The sequence below is a fragment of the Paenibacillus sp. FSL R7-0313 genome (genome assembly GCF_037969885.1).
In the GTDB taxonomy this organism is placed as follows: Bacteria; Bacillota; Bacilli; order Paenibacillales; family Paenibacillaceae; genus Paenibacillus.
Map to the genome: position 1 here is coordinate 3,908,485 of NZ_CP150219.1, position 18,933 is coordinate 3,927,417.

Consider the following 18,933-nt stretch of genomic DNA (forward strand, 5'->3'; position numbering starts at 1 on the left):
CTGAGGAACGGAGTTTCATATAATTTTAGAGAGATGGATTGGTAAATGTTGAGTATTTTGACGCGGGCTGTGTCGTAGTTTCAGAAGAAAGGTGGATACAGGATGAAACGTTTCGAAGATGAAGGTGCGTATAAGTATAGTTTCTATTCGGTTCTTCGATGGGGAGAGCGGATTGATGTGAAATGTCCCAAATGCAGTGGGCATGCTTCGATTGATCAACGGAATGGTCAACTGGGTTGGAAGTGTTACGAATGTTACGCTCAAGCTTTTGAAGAACCAGTATATCAATATAAAGCCAAGGGGAATTGCGCTGTATGTGAACGTTGGTTTAACGTGGAAGTCACAGACGGGAAGAAGACTTCTCACCGATCAACGCATGTGGAATGTCCGCATTGTGGTGCTGTTAATCAGGTTGAATTACATGCCAAATCGACATACGGAAGGTGTTTTTCCGAGATTCGTGCAGGGAAAGATCCTGTATTCGGGTTGGAGCTATACTTCCTGGATGAGTTCAGAGGAAAAATCATATGGGCTGTGAATCGGGAGCACCTAAATTATCTCATTGCTTATGTTTCCGCAGATCTGCGTGAGAAACCTGGAAATATGCCTTTAAGAACAGCTTCACATAGTATTCCGGCTTATATTAAAGATGCGAAGAACAGGGATGTGGTTGTGCGTACACTGTCGAAGCTTCAGCACAAGACTGGATGAGACTGAAAGCGAAGATGACGCATTAAAGCTGCAAGGGAGAGAAGACATGAAACTACGAGTTAAACTCAGTATTTTTGCAATCATTCTGGGTATGTTGATGATTCCAGCTTATTTTATTTTACAGACTTATGGCATATTTCAAAAACAGACAGTCTTATCTGACTATGCTCTCGCCGTTGATGTGAATGGGAAGTCCTATAAAGCCTGGCCGCTTATTAACAGTTTTGCAGCGATGGATAAACAAGAGGAGAACCGTCAGTTTTATTACCGGATTGACATGAGTCATCTCCAATACCTGTTTAATCTGGCCTATCGGGAGTATGATGTGAAGCCAGGCGGGGACAATCCGTATCTGGCTGGTACTGTAAACTATCAACATACGGATCACAACTATGTGCAGACTGAAAGAAAGTATGAGAACGCCAATGATTTTGCAACGGTCTTAAATCTGTATGATCAGGATGGGCAGGTGATCTACACCTACGATAATACCGGCAAGGGAGATAAACAGCTGGTAGAATCCATCATTCATCAGGGAATGAGCCGTAATAGTGGCGGTAGTAGCGAAGCTGCCCGCGATCCGTATATCAATATTACGGCGTTATTTCGCGACAAGCTTAACATTGATGTGAAACTGACGGTGGATGAGGAACACAAAGTGGTTACCATTCGAATGAACAAATCGGAGGCGAGATGATGAATGCGTATGGTGTACAGCACGGACCTGCTTATCTGGAAGGATTAATTAGGAAGGAAGAGGACATTAAACCCGATGAAGTAGAGTGGAAAGGCAAACTTCAATCGAGTGACGGACATGATAAATTCCATATTTTTTATTATGGTGACTTGACGGAAGATGATCTGATTACCTGGCATGATTCGACACCGATTCTTGTATATGCGGAGCATACCGTCACGGGTGAACGCTACCTGCTCATTGATGCCGCCAAGCACGGATATGATGCCATGTTATGTGAGACTTATTCGCAAGAAGCACTACATGACAGACCACTTCGCCCTTATCTGGATGTTGAAGGAGAGGACATCTTTGAGGTAGAGTTGACGGCCTACTACAATGTGCCTTGGGATGATGAGTTTGGCGAAGATGTAGATGAGCATGGTACGTATGAACTGATTACGGGAGAGCGCATGGATTTTGATCAGGTCAAACGTGATGGATATGATGCCTTTGCCATTCGCATTCTGAATCGTAAAGGAGTATGGACTGAAATTGTGCAGGAAGAATTGGCTTAGATCCTGAAAACGAATGAACCAAACTGAGATGGGAGATGTCGAAAAATGTATATTGTATCCCGTGTACTTAAACCGGTTCCAGCAGAGGAACTGGATCACTTTGAACAACAGCACGCCATCTCGCTACCTTTGTCATACCGGACCTGGATTGAACAATACGGAGAGGGTACATACACGGGCTGGATGAATGTGCAGAGGCCGGACCCGGAAGTGTTGAAGCCTTTTGTGGAATATGATTTTTGGATACATACGGACGATTCGCCTATAAGTCAGCAGCAACTTGAGCAGTGCATCTCCATCGGCAGTTCTGTAGATGGAGATTTCCTTGCTGTTCATCCGGAAGTTGAGGGGCTGTTGTGGCTACCGCGTCATGATGAGAATATCACCTTATGGACATGCACGGAGACTGAATTTGGCGAAACGCTGGACCGGATCTATTGTGGGTATTACCATCAGGATAAACCAATAACGCCACTTTACTTTGAGCCGTGGAATGAGTTGCGGAAACATACGTTTTACCATTTTTCAGGAACAGAACAGGGAAGCTCCATGAAGGAACTCGCCGATATATGCAAAACAGAATTTAAGTGGGATGTTGTGTTGGAGAATGAGTACATGTGCAAGATGTTCATGGTGTCGATGGGAGGATATTTACGATTTAACTATGCAACTGGGAGAGAAGTTGCCCTTTTCTATGAAGAAAAGAATGGTGCGGAGGAGGCGACGGATAACGAAATCAGTTTGTTCTTGCAGGCACATCATTGTACGGCATATGAATAGAGGCAGAGTGGAGGGGAACAGATGAGTTGGTTAAAGGAAGACATCGCGGAACAATGGCGCAATGAAGGCAGGCGTTATGCAAGGGATGTCAATGCATTTGTACGGAAAGGCATGGAGGGAGAGCAACCAGATGAATCCGAGCTGAAGGAAGATGCCAGAAGCGGTATGAGTACTGAAGTATTCCATATGGTGAGACAGGCCAATCTCCACGGTGACTTGGAGATGCTACGACGTGAGCTGCCAGCAGCGACGTGGCCATTGAGCGAGGCATTTCAGGCTTCCATGCAGGCTGTCAAAGTTGTAGGTTATCTGAACGAGGAAACGGTTGTATGTCATACGGGGATTTTCACGGAGAATAGTCAGATATATACGATGGATCAGCAGGGGTGGCAGTTGATTTCTCCGTATACTTTTGCTGGTTGCTCATCAGACGGTTTGGACTATGCGCTTGCAGGACCGGATGGGATTCGTGTTATTCGTCATCCAGATCGCAGGTTGGAAGGACAGGAGATAGCGACATATCGATGGGAAGATATTCAAGCCCGGATACAGTCGGCATTACCTCGGATTGAATCACTTGCGGACTGTGAGCATCCCGAACGGACACTTGAAGGACTTATACCTATGGATGAAGGCAGAGCACTACTTATTCATTCAAGATACGGGATATATCTTGTAACGCAAGATCAGGTGACCTTGCTTCATCCCGATCTGGCAGAGATCGAAGAGTATGAGCTAGAGGATACACAGATAGATATGGGGCATGCAGCGGTATCTCGGGATGGTCGATGGATTGCATTTGGTAGCCAAGGGAGCAATCATATGGTGATGGACCGCCAGCTGAACAAAACATACTCTCTCTATCCAGAATCGAGCTACCCTCATTATGCGGCATTCACCAGTAATAACCAGACCGTCTGGTTTAACGCATGTCATTTCTATAACGGAGTCACGATACAGGTTCCGCTGGAATCAATCGCAGGTAACGAAACGAAGGAAGATTGGCCGGTCATGGATGAGAATGCACGAGTGTATGCAGCGGTTGAAATAGAGGCAGGCATGGTGCTTGGTGATGCATATGGTTATCTATATTGTGTAAATGGCGAGGGTAAGAAAGTATGGCGTCATTTTGTGGGAAGTACCATCTATTCTCTCACCGTATCGCCGGAACAGTCCAAACTTGCAGTTGGCACGTATGGTGGCATGCTGCATGTGCTCGATCTTCGTTCCAAAGAAATGGACGAGTACGGGATCGGTACAGGCACTCTTCGGGAGCTGGAGAGATATGTGTTGTGGCGTGGAGAAGAACCTCTGCGCTGGTAAGTTCGTATTTTGAACTAGTTAGGGGTGAAGGAATGGAACGTGAAGAGGCAGTAATGTTATTAAAATGTCATTCCTTTTCCTATGATGATCTGAGTCATCCCAAGATGGAGAACGGTTTTATTGGCAGTCTGCGGCCCTTTCGAGGACATTTAATTGAGGAGAATTTTCATGAGTTGATGGAGATACTGCGGGTTCTGGCACCAGAACTTGCACAGCCTTCACTGGATCGGGAAGTCATGGCATGTCTATGGGGAATTACTCATATGGCACGTGCCTGGGCCGTTGAACCTGAGGGTATGCTTCGCAGCAACAACCTCATCTCGGACGAACAGGTGGCGTTGATGGAACAATGGCTTAATTTGTTATCTTACGCAGTCATGATTCTGATTGAAGGTGGCGGAGAGGAAGAAGCGTTTTGGGAATATCATCAATATCTACAAGAAGAGAAGGGCTGAAATAGGGAGGTGTGGTGAGATTGGAGCCGAATGTATCGTTAAACGTGCTAATGGACGAGCTGAATCACTTGTTAGATGAGAAAATACAGGATCACGAGATTCGGCAATTGTTTGAAGAATATCAACATCGGGAAGGTGCATCCGAGGAAAGTCTCGATCTATTCGAAAAGGAGTATGGCGTCCGGCTGCCTGGCGATTTTCGTACCTTTTACCAAGGCAAAGACGGTAGTGGTTACGGGTTGCATGTGCTGTACCCGGGTGATGCCGAGAAGGGCCGATGTACACCATTTTATCTGATGTCATTGGAAGAGATTCGAGAGACCAAACAATACTTCTGTGAAGTAGATGAGAAGTTGGAAGAGCATTATTCTGCGGATGAGATCAGTCAGTTGGACCCGGAGATCAAGCCATACCTGTTCCATAAAGCATGGATTCCTTTTGCAACAATCGCGGGAGGTTCACTGTATCTGATGCTCGATTTTGATCCAACGGCGGAAGGCACGTATGGGCAGATTATTATGTACGTGCACGATCCAGACTTTGTTTATTACCTTACACCTACCTTCACGGATCTCCTCAGCATGTCGAACCGTAATCTGAAGATGATAGATGAGATCACGTATTAAATCCTGAACGATTAGATAATTCCTTAATAACAAAGAAGCTGCCGAAGCAGCTTCTTTATCTGATCTGATCTGAACCTGAACTTTGGATACGTCTCATGATTACGGATTACCAGTGGAAGAAACGATGTCCGTGAAATCCGCCGCCTGGAGGTCCTCCGTGTCCACCTGGACCACCCGGACCACCAGGTCCACCTCCGTGAGGTCCACCGGGATAGCCACCTCCTGGGAAATGACCAGGGTGTCCACCGGGGTAACCACCGCCGGGATATCCACCATGCCACCAAGGACCGCCAATTGGATATGGTAGTGGAACAGGAACGATGGGCGGGTATGGATAGGGATAAGGGTAAGGATACGGTGGGGGTGGCGGATAATAAGGGTAAGGATAACCCGCAGGTTGCGGGGATGATACTGAACCAGGGCCGTATGCCATGTAATAAGCCTCCAATAACTGGATTGATGATATCAGCCTATGCCACAGTGGTTTCAGATGATACAGCAGATTACAGATTTAATGAATATAGAGCCATGAGGGGGATCATATGGTAGCCGTAGCTTTTCACACCGACCCAAGAGGAACGGCCTATGAACTGTTGATTGACGAATTGATCGAGAAGACAGACCGGTTTATGCTGGTTGATAGAAAGTATGCAGAAGAACCTACACCTGAAAGAGTAACCAAAGTGTTACGGAGATTGGATCCGTATCTGATTGAAAGCAGTACGATGGAAGAAATGATGGTGAAAAGTGGTGCAATGTATGCAGAAGGCATCTATTACATATATCGTTGTACGCCTGAATCCGGGCAGGTTCTTAAGGAGGAAGCCAACCGCTTTCATGACTGGTTATATCCGTCATTGCCGGATGATCTTTGTTTTCTGAAAGAGGATGGGAGCGATTACTTCTACACTGTTGCTCATGAGAATATGTATGGCATGCACATTACACAAGAAGAAGCAATTGAGTTAATGGAGCGTATCACAGGGTTGTTTTTTAGATTAGATCGACATCAGGACATTCATTCCTTACTGGACGATGCGATTAGTCATCAGACGGATGTGCTGAATATTAGTTCATATTACTTGAAAGAGATTCCGGAACGGATTCGGGAATTAAAGCACTTGAAACGTTTGACGATTTTTGAGCAGGATGTTTATACGCTTCCTCCAGCCCTTTTTGAACTGACATCATTGGAAGAATTGGAGATCATGACGGCTGATTTGGAAGGTATTCACCAAGACGTTGGGAAATTGAAACAACTCCGAGAGCTTAGAATTTATTGCGGTAGTTCTTATCATGTTCCGACCGGGTGGAAGCCAAAGGAGAAGTCGGACCTTGGTCTGAAACATATTCCAGCCGAGATTGGTGAATTGAGTGAACTCGTAACTCTGGATATAGGCTACTCGGGCATACGTGAGCTTCCACCTGAACTGGAGAAACTGAAGAAGCTGCGTTATTTGAGTGTAACTAATGGTTTAATTGAGGGAATTCCAGACATGGTCAAGCGAATGAATTGGCTTCAGAGTGTAAATTTGAACAGTACACCATTAGGAATTAGTTGGGAGGGCATCTCTGACGAAGAAGAATTTTAATAGCCAATGAGCCCTGATTTGTATGTCCGAGTCAGGGCTATTTGTTGTTCGATAATAACTTGGCGGAAATGGGCTCACGTATCTGGGCGCTGGGCATAAGCTGGCATATAGGTTATGACCTAAACCGAGAGCGAAGGGCAGGCGTTTTATTTTGGCAACCTCATACATGGATTACACTTTACCAACCACCGAATTTACTTACGATTTGAGCAATAACCCGTTATTCAAGAAGGATGAGAACAACTATATTAACTCTCTTTCCATCAAACAGTTAAACACACTAGGCAATACTTCTTTACTGGATATTTTCCTCAACACGGGCAATGTGGTTGAACCACATACGCATCAGAATGCTACCGAGTTGGTATACTGTATCAGCGGTTCGGCAGTTGTTTCCCTCATTAATCCGTTTACCAACGAGCTGCTTCATTTCCCGATTACTCCGGGGCAGGTGGCTAACGTTCCTCAAGGCTGGTGGCACTATGAAGTGGCTACTGCTGATCATACGCACTTACTCGCAATCTTTGATGCTCCTATTCCTGAGGCGATATTTGGCTCAGACACCTTGCGTCTTACACCTGCAAAACTTTTGGCTTATACGTACTGTCTGGATGAGAAAAAAGTTCAAGAAGCGCTTGCTCCCATTCAAAAAACAGTGATTATTGGCCCGCCGGCAGATTGCCAGCCTTCAACTGCTCCTGCCTCTAACAGTGCTCCAAATGTGAATCATCAGCCTTATGTGATGCCTAACGTACAGCCAAACATGCAACCCAATGTACAACCAAACATGCAGCCCAACACACAGCCAAACAACCAACCAAACATGCAACCTTACGTGAACCGGCTTCCGTACTGGGGCACTTGGGTTGATCCGCGTATTATTCATGAGCCGGGGTGTCCGTATTATAGAGAGCTTCCTGTGAATATGAATAATCAAGAGGAAAGATGACGTTTAGTTAGGTAATATACAGAGGTACTTCAGTTGAAATAGGTATAGAAAAAGAAGCGTCCACAAAGGAACGCTTCTTTTTTTGGATTAAAGGTGTCTTCAAACTTGCTGAAAGCCGATGCATACCTGAACGTTTACGATGTGTAATTTCGTCCCAATCCAAGCTCGGTTAATAACTGACGATAGGCAATCGAAGTACGGTCTGCAGGAATATGGGCCTCGGCATGCAGATCAAGGGGGAGATCCTCCGGTTTCTGTGACTCGACCATCTCACGGTCTTCTTCAAAGACCTGCAAGTTAAACTTGATTGTGTCTTCAATCGGAGCGTCTTTGTCAAAGTTGCGTGTGATTGGACAGAATAAACGTGTATAACGGGCAGAGATTGGCGAAGCACAATTCAGAATATTCAGCTTGTCGTCTCCTGGGAAATGTACCGTAAGAGAAGCCGCAAAAGGTGGGAACACTCGAAACTCGCGCAGCCATTGGAAACCTTCAGGTGCAACAAGATCCTGCCCTTTGCCATAGTTACTCACCGTACTCCAATACTCGGCCAGTAACTCATTACCTTCGCGTTTCACTTTGTATTGGGGGACTTCGGTGTTGTTTCGGTCACCAAACGTTTCGGTATGCACATAGGCAAAATGGGATACATCCAGGAAACCCTCCATTTGTCGTCCAGAGGAACCAGCAATGTCAAAGTTGGGTGGCAAAATATTGATATAATCCGGATCATCCCATCCAGGGAAGGAGGGGATCTGTTCTTCTGTTCCTGCCAGTGTAGTCCATATTAAGCCATAACGTTCGACTGCTGGGTATACAATGAGTTTGAGCTTTGGTGATATTTTGGAGCTTGGGTGCGCAGGTACTGCGGTACATTTTCCTTCACAATTATAACGGAAACCGTGATAAGGGCAGACAATCTCGCCATTTTCTACCCAGCCTTTGCTAAGTGGGGCCCCGCGGTGAAAACAAAGATCCTTGGCTACCACAACCTGATCATTACTGCGGTAGAGAACCAGCTTCACATCGAGTAATTGAGCAGCCAGTGGTTTGTCTGTTACTTCGGTTGCTTGGGCTACCGGATACCAATATTGGGATAATACATGCCAGTCTTCAGCGGTGAACGTACAGCCTCTGGGCAATTCGGACGTCATATTATGGTTTGCGTTGGAAGTTATCATAGTAAACACTCCTTGCGGATATAAGTAAACGATCCTCTTTTTTATGTCAGAAAAGTTAACTTGATTAGTCGTATGTTACTACTCCTTTGGTCAAAGTATCAATATATCCAACCTACTTTTGGTTGAAATCACAAACGGTACAGCAAAAACCGTACATGAATACGGAAAATTCCGGGTTTATATTACGTCAGATGTTAATAGTGAAAAATTTTCGCAAAGAATGTCACAGATTCCGACTGTCATTTGTCTTCAGTATGTAGACCAAATGACGGAGGCGAATGAGAAATGAATTTAAGAACGAACTACAGAGTAGCGAGTCCAGGCGCATTTAAAGCGATGATGGCGATGGAGCAATATATATCCGGGCAATTTGAAAATAAAGTATTGTATGAGTTGTTAAAAATCCGCGTGTCCCAGATCAATGGCTGCGCCTTTTGTCTCGATATGCATGCCAAAGATCTGATGAAACTGGGAGATTACGCGGATCATATTTTATTACTGAGTGTGTGGCGTGAAGTAACTTTCTTCACGGATCAAGAACGTGTTATGCTGGAGCTGGCTGAAGCGGTGACCCGAATCTCGGAACACGGTGTACCCCTTGTGTTGTACGATAAGGTTCGTGAACATTTCAGTGAATCCGAACTGGTGGATCTAATCCTGGCCATTAACACGATTAACAACTGGAACCGGATTGCGATTACAACAGGAATGTATCCGGGTTGCTTTAACTAAAAATACATGCACCATGCCAGAGGGGGCCATTCTCATGAATTCCAATCTCCACGCCAATGAGCCAGAAGTGTCTTCTCTGGATGTTGGTGAGTTGTATATTCGTTATAAAAATTATGCATTTTCAATAGCTTACCGCATGCTGGGCAGTGTGGTAGAAGCTGAAGATATTGTGCAGGATTGTTTTGCGGGGATTCAGAGCATGTCTGCTCAGGATATTCGTAATCCGAAGTCCTACATCGCCAGACTGATTGTGAACCGAAGCTTGAACCTGCTAAATTCTGCCCGTAACCAGCGGGAAAGTTATGTTGGTGAGTGGCTGCCAGAGCCGATGGGTGACAGAGAAGTGGGGAATATGCCAGAGGAAACGATGCAGAAGAAAGAGATGATCTCCTACGCCTATCTGGTCATGTTGGAGCGTCTATCGCCCATGGAACGGGCTGTTTTTGTACTTCGTGAAGCATTTCAATATGATTATTCCGAGATAGCGGATTGGCTGGGCAAAAAGGAGAGTAACTGCCGTCAAATCTATAGCCGTGCCAGACGAAATCTGCCCGAAAAACTACCACCGATAGAGCAGAGTGATACGGATATGATAGCCAAAGGTGAATTGCTGAGCCGTTTTACATCGGCTTTCCTTCGTTATGACGTCTCTGCCATGCTCGAGTTACTGGCGGATCAGCCTGTATTTACAGCAGATGGCGGTGGTGTTGTGCATACGGTTATGAGAACAATGAACGTTCACAAAGGTGTGCTTGCACTCCTGACCTCACGGCGAGTCCTTACGCGATTGCGTGAAAGAGAATGGGTGCCCATGGATCAATGGTGAGCTTCAACTTGCGTTGATGAAAGAAGGGCAATTGTCCGAAGTACTCTGTTTGGAGTTGGACGCTTCTGGAGAGCGGATTGAGGGCGTGTATCTCGTCGTAAATCCGAACAAACTTACATCAATAGACACTTCAATACTTTGATCCAAATGTAAGGACTTGATATGTAAACTTCAAAGCGGCACCCTCTGTCACGAGGATTGCCGCTTTTTTTTACATTCACATTTTGTTATTCAGCATCCAATTACTCCGGGGCAAATTGTTGTTGAACAGTTTCGATGATTGCTCTGATTTCAGGTGTAAGCTCATCATTGTTCTGATTGAGGACCAGCAAAATCTTTTCCATAGTGTCCAGAATAACACTCTCCGTATTGGGCCCCCGCTTAGCCAAAGCTTTCTCGTAAGCCTTTTTTACCTCAGGGTCTATGGTGCGGATTTCTTCGTCGTCCGTGTACCAATCATATGCAGGCGTGTTGTCACTTCCGTAAAACAGGTAATCCACAGATATCCACTGCTTCACTGCTGATGTACGATTGGAATTCGGGAAGTTGTTCAAAAAGGCTTCTTTCTCCAATATACGCTGAATTAAATCATTCCAGGAGATGATAATGCCACCATCTGAAGTTGTCATCTGATTGGACTCGGTAGCCATAATATCAATGTACGCAGCAATATCAGCCTTAACAAAAGGTTTGAACTTTTGGTATATCTCATAATTGATGATGGGATAATACAAGCCTTCACTGGTTTCCAGTTTGAACCCGAGATCAGAAGCTTCCTGCAGAAGTTTCTTCACTGCCGGATCTTTAATTTCTTTGAGCAGACGACTATATGTAAGCTTCTGTTCGTAACCAAGTTGTTCATGGGCTTGAGATATGGCCTGTTGAAACGGTTCCGTATACATTTGGTGATCCATATCAGCCAGCTTCACGTTCTGCATATTCTCTAATTGCAGCGTCATTAATGTTGCCTGCCAAGGACCGACTTTGTCGATATGATTCATCAGGTATTTACGTGCTTTAATCAGACTTTCTGTGGACTTCACTGCTTCTGTTCGATAGGTTTGGAATTGATGATACACCGCTTTGGAAGCGGGAACAGGTGCAGCCAGTGTTGTTGAAGGTGTGATTGTTGCGCCAATGGCAGTACAGCCGAGAGCCATAGCCAGTAAACCAAGTTTAGCAGGTTGCTTCCATCTCATTTGTATACCTCCCCATAATGAAGAAAAAGCCATTTGAATTTTCTTATAACCGCATTTTACCGTGTTTTATATGTATGATCCGTATGTTGAATATGTAAGTTCTGTCTTTGATTAAACCAGTTTCTGGTAAGCGAATCAAGTGTCTTCAGTAGGAAAATGATTGTAAATAACCAAAAAACAGCCCCTAAAACCCGAATGGGTTGAAGAGACTGTTCTCTGGGGAATCGGACTCTATATTTTCTAAGTTAATGAAGTGGTTTATTGCTGATAGGCATCTGAGGTGCTCCGGTTGCTGGAATGTATGCCTGAAGCATCTGTTGTGTATCACTTGGAGTGAGCTGAGGTACTTGATAATAGGCGTTTTTATTCTGGAACATGAAAATTTCATAGGCCATCTCGATAAAATGCTGGATCTGTGAAGCGATGACTCGGCGAACCGTTCCATTGGTGATCTCGCTGCAGGACATGCCCAGCAGACTCGCATGTGACTTGATCAGTCCCAGCATATGACCGCTAATCCCGGCATCCTTTACATCAGCCAAGCTCTGGTTTGGCTTTTTCGGTGCTGATGGCTTAAGGCCATATACCGGTGGTACGATGTTGGGGATCATGTAGGTTGCTGTCTCTTGATGAGGCTTCTGTCCGGATGCAAAACACTCTGCTGTCAGATTGTACTGGGATAATATGAAATTATACTGCCGGTCGAGAATGCCAATCAGTTCCTGGCTCTGCACAAATGTACGAAAGATCATATATTGATCCAGCACGTTAATGGTGGAGGACAGAATCTCATGCACATCGAACATCTCATGACCGCCATGGTTCATGTTAGGGGTGATATTTGGATTGGTGTTCAATGTGGGTTGTACTGCATTCTGAGGGTTCATGGAATTTGGATTCATTGTAAATTTGATTCTCCTTTGGTAAATGGTATGATTCTATATAAGTTGAACGAAAAAATATTTACACTTGCCACTCCGATGACAGAACAACCTTCCGATCGCTGTTATCCCCAGATTTTTAATTCAATTTTACAAAGGTGAAATTCCGGTGATAAATGCGAACACTTCGCTTCTTCAGGTTCTTTCTGTCCTCTGCGTTCTCGTGCAATTGTATAGTTCAACTTCTGTAGTATGCTTGGAGAGTAGTAAGTTTATGTAATATGTTAGGAGTATACGCACAAATAGGAACAGGTATGGTGGTGGTTAAGATGGAGGAGACCGATTGGAGTGTAGCAAAAGATTTGTTCGTCAAACATTACGGGAGCGCTATACAGATGCATCGGGAAGGTGTATATGCCGACTATAAGCGCTGGGATGTACCCCAAGAGTTAGAAGAACAATGGATAGGAGAGCGAATTCAACAATTAAGTTCCGAGCTGTCTATCATGAATTGGGATGCGGTGGATGAACTTGCGTTGATTGCCAAACATCGGACAACCCAGTATTATTATGGCAATAACAGCATTTGCATCGAGACAATTGAAGAGTGCGGACAGTATGGTTCGTCTTGTGTATGCTGAACGTCTGATTGAGCTGATCAAACGGTATGAATCCTCTCTGCCAATGGACAAGATACGGGAAACCTATCAACTGACGATGGACTTGCTGGTCGATGTGGCGACTAAACCGTTGGTGCTTGATCCAGGCCATGAATTACAGCAGTATGGATTAAAGGATAAACGAGGATTGAATTTGCGTGTGGAAAAGAATAAAGAAGAAATCATCCGATATTTTCGAAACTAATTGAATTTTATCAAGTGAGGTCAGAATCATTGAGAAAACTGAATTATATTCGCATATTTATTTTCCTTAGTGTGGTTACTGTAGTAACGCTTGGGTTGTACTATGTAGCCGCAGATTGGCTGGATCAGCGTTATTTCCGCTTCCTGATCTGGAATCTGTTCTTGGGCTGGATTCCCTTTGTGTTCTCTTATGCAGCCTATCTTCTAAGTGATGTGAAATGGAAAGGTGCCGCATGGCTTGCAGTCGCAAGTGGTCTGTTGTGGTTGTTATTTTTCCCGAACTCTTCTTACATTGTTACAGATCTGGTTCATCTGACAGCGAGAAGTTCCCGGTATTATGGTGGGAACGGGGTGGACTACACGTATTGGTACGACTTAAGTGTTGTATTAATGTTTGTCTGGACTGGACTCCTGCTTGGATTCCTGTCGATGTATCAGCTTCAGGAAGTGATCTATCACCGAATTGGACGCAGGGCATCCTGGGTCTTTGTACTGGTTGGCTGTGCTTTGGGAAGTTACGGGGTACTGCTTGGACGTGTATATCGACTGAATAGCTGGGATGCACTGACAAATCGCGAGACGCTGATTGAACTGATGCACGAAAGTGTAAGTCGTCCGTCTCTGGCGTTTTGCCTGTTTTTTGGCACGTTTATCACTACAATCTATGCCACATTGTATTATCTGATCAATACGAGGGCTCCCCGTGAAATGAAGAAGAGTGCAGGAGGTCCCGACTCGGACCTGCAAGCGTTACGCTAACTAATATTTTCTTAAGGCCGAACTCATTAGATCTAATCTTAATGTATACTGCTTAAAGGGCTGTTCCAAGTCATACCCATGGCTATTGGAAGAGCCCTTTAACATTGGATCGAGCGGAGGATGTTCTGAAGAAAAATATCTCTACTTATCAGAGATTAACTCAAGGATTGTTTTCACAACCAGTTCGGGTTCATCATGAATAACCATATGACCACTGCGCGTGGCCATGATAAGCTGACTATCCTTCGATATATTCAACATGTTACGCTGTCCTGATTGCCATATGGATTCGAGCTTCTGCCCAATTTCAACCGGAATCCCTGCGCTAGCATAGTCTTGAGAACGTCCGCGTGCAATGATACGTACAGGGATTGATCCAAGACTTTGGCCACGAATGGCATCTTCTGTTGAATGGGCGTGGAGGGCTTCTTCTTCTTTGGCGTGAAAATAGGAGGGGGTAGCAATCACATTAACAAAAGTATCCCGATCTTGCTTGGCAACCAGACCATCAAGCATAAAGTCTGGAAATAATCTGAAAGCTCCAGATACCTTCAGTAAAGATAACAAGGACGCAGACGGGTTTCCCTGAAACTGAGCCTGTTCCAACAAAGCCTTTGTGTTCCGTTCATCATCCTCAGGTCGCGCATCAATGAGGACAAGGCTCTGAACCTCATTTGAATAGGTCTGTGCAAAGAGTCTGGCATACATACCCCCAAGGGAATGACCTACCATAATGTAAGGGCCGCGGATATTCTCTTTCTCCAGAGCTGCATGTAAATCTTTGACGATATTTGCACCTGTACGTTCTGTGGGTGCAGATTCACTCCAGGCATATCCTGCACGATCATACGTGACCACCGTTGCATGTTGGGCTAGTTCCGCAGGAATGTCTCTCCACGACAAACTGGTCTCACCACTTCCAGCCTCCATAAGTATGGTCGGTGAACCATTGCCTTGTTTATGAATGTGTAGTTGGTAACCGCCGACTTGAACTAACGTACCTAGAGGTGGAAAGTCTTTTTTGGCCTGCGACGAAGCAAACCACTCATAGAGGAATGATGCACTGATCAGCAATAACATGGTGCAGAATAGCCTTATTATGAAGGTAGTAACTCTGAATTTCTTACGTTTTGAGGCTGGGATAGTGGTATGCATGATCTTATGAATTCCTCTCCTACAGCTGTTTTATATTTTAATACAATGTATTAAAAAGATTATAGCACAGTGTATTACAAAAAGAGAAGTTTGGTGTATAATGTTGTCATGCCAAAAATCGTAGATCATGAAGCTCAAAGGAAAATCGTTGCTGATGCAGCAATCCGGGTCATACAAGAGCACGGACTGGAGCATGCTACAGTTCGGAATATAGCGAAGGAAGCGGCACTATCTGTAGGTTCCATGCGTCATTATTTTGCCACACAGGCTGAATTGTTCACCTTTTGTATGAATCTTTTTGCAGAACGGGTACAGAAAAGGGTGGAGGCGTTACAGATGAGTGGATCTGTATTGCAGGATATGAAGAATCTGCTCTTGCAATTTCTCCCGTTGGACGAAGACAGAATCATGGAAATGGAGGTCTGGTTTACGTTTACAGCCAAATTATTGGTGTACCCCGAATTAAAAAAGTTAAGTGATCAGATGCATCAAGGGATGTATCGGTCTGTTCAGTGGGTTATACAGGAGTTGCAGAAGCAAGGTATGACACATTCTGGTCTGGATGCCGAGATGGAGATCGAGAAGTTATATGCTCTTGTGGATGGACTCGCCATTCATATGTTAATGCAGCCAGATAGACTTACAGTTAAACGAGTGGAACAAGTGATTGAACAGCATTTGAGCACACTTTGTCCAACTTAATCTTACGTTGTATGAAGAAGGGTTATTTCCTTTTATGAGGGAGTAATCCTTCTTTTTATGAAAAATTGGCAGGTATGCAGAATATGACGAAGAATTAAAAATGAGAATGTAATGAATACATAGACAAGTAGGTGAACAACAAAATGTTGAATGTATTAGAGCTGACAACAAAAGTAGAAGAAGTCATGGAACGTGTGAATTTTTCGGGTGTTGTATTACTCCAGCAAGCCGGTGACCCCCTTTTGAATATGAAACGTGGTTATGCAAATCGCAGTGAAGAACTTGCCAATCAGGTGGATACACGCTTTGGAATTGCATCTGGATGTAAAATCTTCACGGCAGTGAGTATATGCCAACTAATTGAAGCCGGTAAGTTATCTGCTGATTCCAAGCTGAATGATGTGTTGGATGTGAAGTTTCCACTGTGGGACGAAGGGATCACCATCCAGCAGTTGTTAACCCACACGTCAGGCATTCCAGATTATTTCGATGAAGAAGTGATGGATGACTTTTCAGAATTATGGAAAGACAGACCGGTTTACGCGATGCGGCGTTTAAGTGACTTTCTGCCCATGTTTCAGCATCTGCCGATGAAGTCTGCTCCGGGTGAACGTTTTCACTACAACAATGCGGGTTTCATTGTGCTGGGACTTATCGTGGAGCAACATTCAGGACTGTCATTTACAGATTATGTGGAAGAGCACATTTTCAAAAGTTGTGGCATGAAGGAATCCGGTTATTTCGTAACAGATCAGCTCCCGCGTAACACAGCTTTAGGGTATATTGATCATGAAGATGGCTCCTGGAACACCAATATGTTCTCCATTCCTGTCAAAGGTGGATCAGATGGTGGAGCCTATGTTACGGCACCGGATATGATTCGGTTTTGGGATGCTTTGCTGGGTCACCAATTGTTGAATGCAGAGACGACACAGCAGTTATTAACTCCACATGTCCATCAAGAGGATGAAGAGTACTATGGGCAGGGGATCTGGATTGACCGCAAGGAGGAAGCGATTTTCAAATTTCATGTCATGGGGTTTGATCCAGGGGTGTCATTCATGTCTTCCGTTTATCCGGACTATGATCTGCAACTGGTTGTGGTCTCTAATCAGGAGTCTGGTCCGTATCCAATAACGATTGCTATCGAAGAAGCTTTGGCATGACGAATAACCCTCAACCTATGGTCATGTTATGGCCACAAGGTTGAGGGTTCATTGGTCGAACAGGATAGAAGGATTGCCTGCGTTTATAACATTTTCCATAGCTCAGGGGCGATTAATCGAGGGAAAACATCCAGCGGAGGTTTCTCTTTCTTTCGTTTGTCATTGGTTAACACCGTAACGAGCTCTAGCTCAGGGACAATATATACATACTGACCACCAAATCCTCGTGCGTAATAATAATGGAGATTGGGTTGGTCGTCTTCAGCAGCAATACCTTCGGAGTCAGACCTTTCGTTCGGATAGACATCCACCCACCAATGCCAAGCATAACTGCCGTGATTCGGTGGAGTGACTGTAATAAAAGGCTGCGTCGAACGAGATACGAGATCACTTGAAATGAGAGACTCACCCTCCCACATACCTTGCTGTAGAAACAGCTGACCGAATTTGAGCAGATCTACGGGTAACATCTTAAGACCGAATCCGCCTGTATGAACACCTTGAGGGTCAATTTCCCATTCATAATGCTTAATTCTCAGCGGGCCAAAAAGATAACGTTCTGCGAACTCGGCTACGTTCATACCTGCATTTTGCATCAGGATGGCGGATAGGATCTGTGATACTCCGGAGTTGTACTCCATGTATGTACCAGGTTCATGACTTAGGCGTTGTTCCAACGCAAAATCTACCCAATGATCGGTGCGGGTCATGCGAGGGAATGAATTCTGCCCGCCGAACTCATCCCAGTTGAATCCGGCTGTCATGGTGAGCAGTTGTTCCAGTGTGATCGCTGGTTTGCGCGGGTCAGGATCGGATGTCAACTGTGGGAAAAAGGTGGAGATTGGGGCTGATGTCTCTGGCAACAAGCCTTTATCCATCGCTATACAGATGAGTGCGGACAGCACACTCTTGGTACATGAATTGATTTTTGCAATATCGGTCGCAGCCTCTTGGTTGCGGTAGTGTTCGTACAGGATCTCACCGCGTACGCTAACGAGGCAGCTTCGCAGATCCAGTTGTGGAACGATCTGTTGTAATTTGGATGACAGTGATGAAGGATTCATATTGTCCTTTCTGTGCGGTTGATTTGTAATAGGATTTTGTGATAGCCCGTTATCGCTCTAGAGCATTTGAAGGATGTAGACTTAACATCGTTTGGGATTGTTAGTTTGTCCCAGTATATAGTCTACACTCACATTATGGAATTCTGACAGCTTGATAAGTACAAAGCTTGGAATATCTAAAGCGCCAGTTTCATAACGAGAATATGTTGTTTGAGAAATTTTCAGCATCTTAGCCATTTGTTGTTGAGTCAGATCTTTATCTTCTCGTAGATCACGAATTCTTATATACATAAATATCACCCTTGATCAGCTTACTCTATGCGGAAACTGCATATTGATTTTTATGCAATTTTCGCATAAAATTAAACCAAGCTAAATAATGAGTTTTACTTTGAAAAGTATTATTAGGGAGGGGTAGAAATGAAAAGTATATTAGAAGAAATTTATTATGGTAATCTGAGACCAGAAGAAAATATTGTTCCTAAAAATCCGGAGTATCGATCTATTAATAAGGAGATTACAGCTAATATCGAAAAATTTCAGAAAAAACTTTCGGAGGATGAATTTAAACAGTTTGAGGAACTATTAGATATGATAGATAATATTAATTCCACTAATTCTTGTGAGGCATTTGTGAAAGGATTTAAAATAGGGATGCTAGTTACAAACGAAGTTTTTCAACAAGAGTAAGTTAAAGCAGGTAGAAATCAATACT

The 18,933-nt window shown here is 44.4% G+C and carries 24 protein-coding genes; 17 read left to right on the forward strand and 7 right to left on the reverse strand.

Annotated elements, in window-relative coordinates:
• Positions 1 to 102 precede the first annotated feature (102 nt).
• From NSQ38_RS17255 to NSQ38_RS17285, 7 genes are read left to right on the forward strand one after another with little or no spacing between them, the layout of a single operon-like run.
• Positions 103 to 711, forward strand: a complete 609-nt coding sequence (locus NSQ38_RS17255; RefSeq protein ID WP_339783089.1) for a hypothetical protein — start codon at positions 103 to 105, stop codon at positions 709 to 711.
• A gap of 46 nt (positions 712 to 757) precedes the next feature.
• Positions 758 to 1,408 (forward strand): hypothetical protein, encoded by a 651-nt coding sequence (locus NSQ38_RS17260; protein ID WP_339783091.1) that lies wholly within the window; start codon positions 758 to 760, stop codon positions 1,406 to 1,408.
• On the forward strand, positions 1,405 to 1,965 hold the full coding sequence (locus NSQ38_RS17265; RefSeq protein WP_339783093.1) for a hypothetical protein: 561 nt from the start codon (positions 1,405 to 1,407) through the stop codon (positions 1,963 to 1,965). The genes NSQ38_RS17260 and NSQ38_RS17265 overlap by 4 nt, the downstream gene beginning before the upstream one ends.
• 45 nt (positions 1,966 to 2,010) lie before the next feature.
• Entirely contained in the window at positions 2,011 to 2,745 is a 735-nt protein-coding gene (locus tag NSQ38_RS17270; RefSeq protein ID WP_339783095.1) for an SMI1/KNR4 family protein, read from the forward strand.
• 21 nt (positions 2,746 to 2,766) lie between these two features.
• Complete coding sequence (locus NSQ38_RS17275) at positions 2,767 to 4,068, forward strand: hypothetical protein (RefSeq protein ID WP_339783096.1); 1,302 nt, start codon at positions 2,767 to 2,769, stop codon at positions 4,066 to 4,068.
• 32 nt (positions 4,069 to 4,100) lie between these two features.
• Positions 4,101 to 4,523 (forward strand): hypothetical protein, encoded by a 423-nt coding sequence (locus NSQ38_RS17280; protein ID WP_339783098.1) that lies wholly within the window; start codon positions 4,101 to 4,103, stop codon positions 4,521 to 4,523.
• Positions 4,524 to 4,543: 20 nt separating this feature from the next.
• Positions 4,544 to 5,149, forward strand: a complete 606-nt coding sequence (locus NSQ38_RS17285) for an SMI1/KNR4 family protein (RefSeq protein ID WP_339783100.1) — start codon at positions 4,544 to 4,546, stop codon at positions 5,147 to 5,149.
• Positions 5,150 to 5,255: 106 nt separating this feature from the next.
• Here the strand turns inward: NSQ38_RS17285 and NSQ38_RS17290 are convergent, their stop codons facing one another.
• Positions 5,256 to 5,582, reverse strand: a complete 327-nt coding sequence (locus NSQ38_RS17290; RefSeq protein WP_339783102.1) for a hypothetical protein — start codon at positions 5,580 to 5,582, stop codon at positions 5,256 to 5,258.
• A 109-nt stretch (positions 5,583 to 5,691) separates the two neighbouring features.
• On the opposite strand from NSQ38_RS17290, the gene NSQ38_RS17295 reads away from it, so the two are divergent.
• On the forward strand, positions 5,692 to 6,741 hold the full coding sequence (locus NSQ38_RS17295) for a leucine-rich repeat domain-containing protein (protein WP_339783103.1): 1,050 nt from the start codon (positions 5,692 to 5,694) through the stop codon (positions 6,739 to 6,741).
• 151 nt (positions 6,742 to 6,892) lie between these two features.
• Entirely contained in the window at positions 6,893 to 7,690 is a 798-nt protein-coding gene (locus NSQ38_RS17300; protein WP_339783105.1) for a cupin domain-containing protein, read from the forward strand.
• Positions 7,691 to 7,824: 134 nt separating this feature from the next.
• Here the strand turns inward: NSQ38_RS17300 and NSQ38_RS17305 are convergent, their stop codons facing one another.
• On the reverse strand, positions 7,825 to 8,871 hold the full coding sequence (locus NSQ38_RS17305; protein ID WP_339783107.1) for an aromatic ring-hydroxylating dioxygenase subunit alpha: 1,047 nt from the start codon (positions 8,869 to 8,871) through the stop codon (positions 7,825 to 7,827).
• A gap of 285 nt (positions 8,872 to 9,156) precedes the next feature.
• Between NSQ38_RS17305 and NSQ38_RS17310 the strand changes: the two genes are divergently transcribed.
• Complete coding sequence (locus tag NSQ38_RS17310) at positions 9,157 to 9,603, forward strand: carboxymuconolactone decarboxylase family protein (protein WP_339783109.1); 447 nt, start codon at positions 9,157 to 9,159, stop codon at positions 9,601 to 9,603.
• A 34-nt stretch (positions 9,604 to 9,637) separates the two neighbouring features.
• A complete protein-coding gene (locus NSQ38_RS17315; protein ID WP_339783111.1) occupies positions 9,638 to 10,429 on the forward strand; it encodes a sigma-70 family RNA polymerase sigma factor in 792 nt (263 codons plus the stop codon).
• Between the two features lie 242 nt (positions 10,430 to 10,671).
• Here the strand turns inward: NSQ38_RS17315 and NSQ38_RS17320 are convergent, their stop codons facing one another.
• Together NSQ38_RS17320 and NSQ38_RS17325 are read right to left on the reverse strand one after the other, a co-directional pair.
• Entirely contained in the window at positions 10,672 to 11,628 is a 957-nt protein-coding gene (locus NSQ38_RS17320; protein ID WP_339783113.1) for a hypothetical protein, read from the reverse strand.
• A 245-nt stretch (positions 11,629 to 11,873) separates the two neighbouring features.
• Complete coding sequence (locus tag NSQ38_RS17325) at positions 11,874 to 12,455, reverse strand: spore coat protein (RefSeq protein ID WP_260986591.1); 582 nt, start codon at positions 12,453 to 12,455, stop codon at positions 11,874 to 11,876.
• 335 nt (positions 12,456 to 12,790) lie between these two features.
• On the opposite strand from NSQ38_RS17325, the gene NSQ38_RS17330 reads away from it, so the two are divergent.
• From NSQ38_RS17330 to NSQ38_RS17340, 3 genes are read left to right on the forward strand one after another with little or no spacing between them, the layout of a single operon-like run.
• Entirely contained in the window at positions 12,791 to 13,150 is a 360-nt protein-coding gene (locus tag NSQ38_RS17330) for a hypothetical protein (protein WP_339783115.1), read from the forward strand.
• Entirely contained in the window at positions 13,128 to 13,373 is a 246-nt protein-coding gene (locus NSQ38_RS17335; protein ID WP_339783117.1) for a hypothetical protein, read from the forward strand. The genes NSQ38_RS17330 and NSQ38_RS17335 overlap by 23 nt, the downstream gene beginning before the upstream one ends.
• 29 nt (positions 13,374 to 13,402) lie before the next feature.
• The gene (locus tag NSQ38_RS17340) at positions 13,403 to 14,131 is read left to right on the forward strand and encodes a DUF1361 domain-containing protein (protein WP_339783119.1); all 729 of its coding nucleotides are present in this window, start codon (positions 13,403 to 13,405) and stop codon (positions 14,129 to 14,131) included.
• A gap of 141 nt (positions 14,132 to 14,272) precedes the next feature.
• Here the strand turns inward: NSQ38_RS17340 and NSQ38_RS17345 are convergent, their stop codons facing one another.
• Complete coding sequence (locus NSQ38_RS17345; RefSeq protein ID WP_339783121.1) at positions 14,273 to 15,211, reverse strand: alpha/beta hydrolase; 939 nt, start codon at positions 15,209 to 15,211, stop codon at positions 14,273 to 14,275.
• Positions 15,212 to 15,394: 183 nt separating this feature from the next.
• On the opposite strand from NSQ38_RS17345, the gene NSQ38_RS17350 reads away from it, so the two are divergent.
• Together NSQ38_RS17350 and NSQ38_RS17355 are read left to right on the forward strand one after the other, a co-directional pair.
• Complete coding sequence (locus NSQ38_RS17350; protein ID WP_339783123.1) at positions 15,395 to 15,988, forward strand: TetR/AcrR family transcriptional regulator; 594 nt, start codon at positions 15,395 to 15,397, stop codon at positions 15,986 to 15,988.
• A 143-nt stretch (positions 15,989 to 16,131) separates the two neighbouring features.
• On the forward strand, positions 16,132 to 17,154 hold the full coding sequence (locus NSQ38_RS17355) for a serine hydrolase (protein ID WP_339783125.1): 1,023 nt from the start codon (positions 16,132 to 16,134) through the stop codon (positions 17,152 to 17,154).
• An 83-nt stretch (positions 17,155 to 17,237) separates the two neighbouring features.
• Here NSQ38_RS17355 and NSQ38_RS17360 read toward each other — a convergent pair whose 3' ends face one another.
• A complete protein-coding gene (locus NSQ38_RS17360) occupies positions 17,238 to 18,218 on the reverse strand; it encodes a serine hydrolase (RefSeq protein WP_339783127.1) in 981 nt (326 codons plus the stop codon).
• 81 nt (positions 18,219 to 18,299) lie between these two features.
• On the reverse strand, positions 18,300 to 18,509 hold the full coding sequence (locus NSQ38_RS17365; RefSeq protein ID WP_105599306.1) for a helix-turn-helix transcriptional regulator: 210 nt from the start codon (positions 18,507 to 18,509) through the stop codon (positions 18,300 to 18,302).
• A 129-nt stretch (positions 18,510 to 18,638) separates the two neighbouring features.
• On the opposite strand from NSQ38_RS17365, the gene NSQ38_RS17370 reads away from it, so the two are divergent.
• Positions 18,639 to 18,908: a DUF6809 family protein gene (locus NSQ38_RS17370; RefSeq protein WP_339783129.1), complete on the forward strand. Its 270-nt coding sequence runs from the start codon at positions 18,639 to 18,641 to the stop codon at positions 18,906 to 18,908.
• Positions 18,909 to 18,933 lie beyond the last annotated feature (25 nt).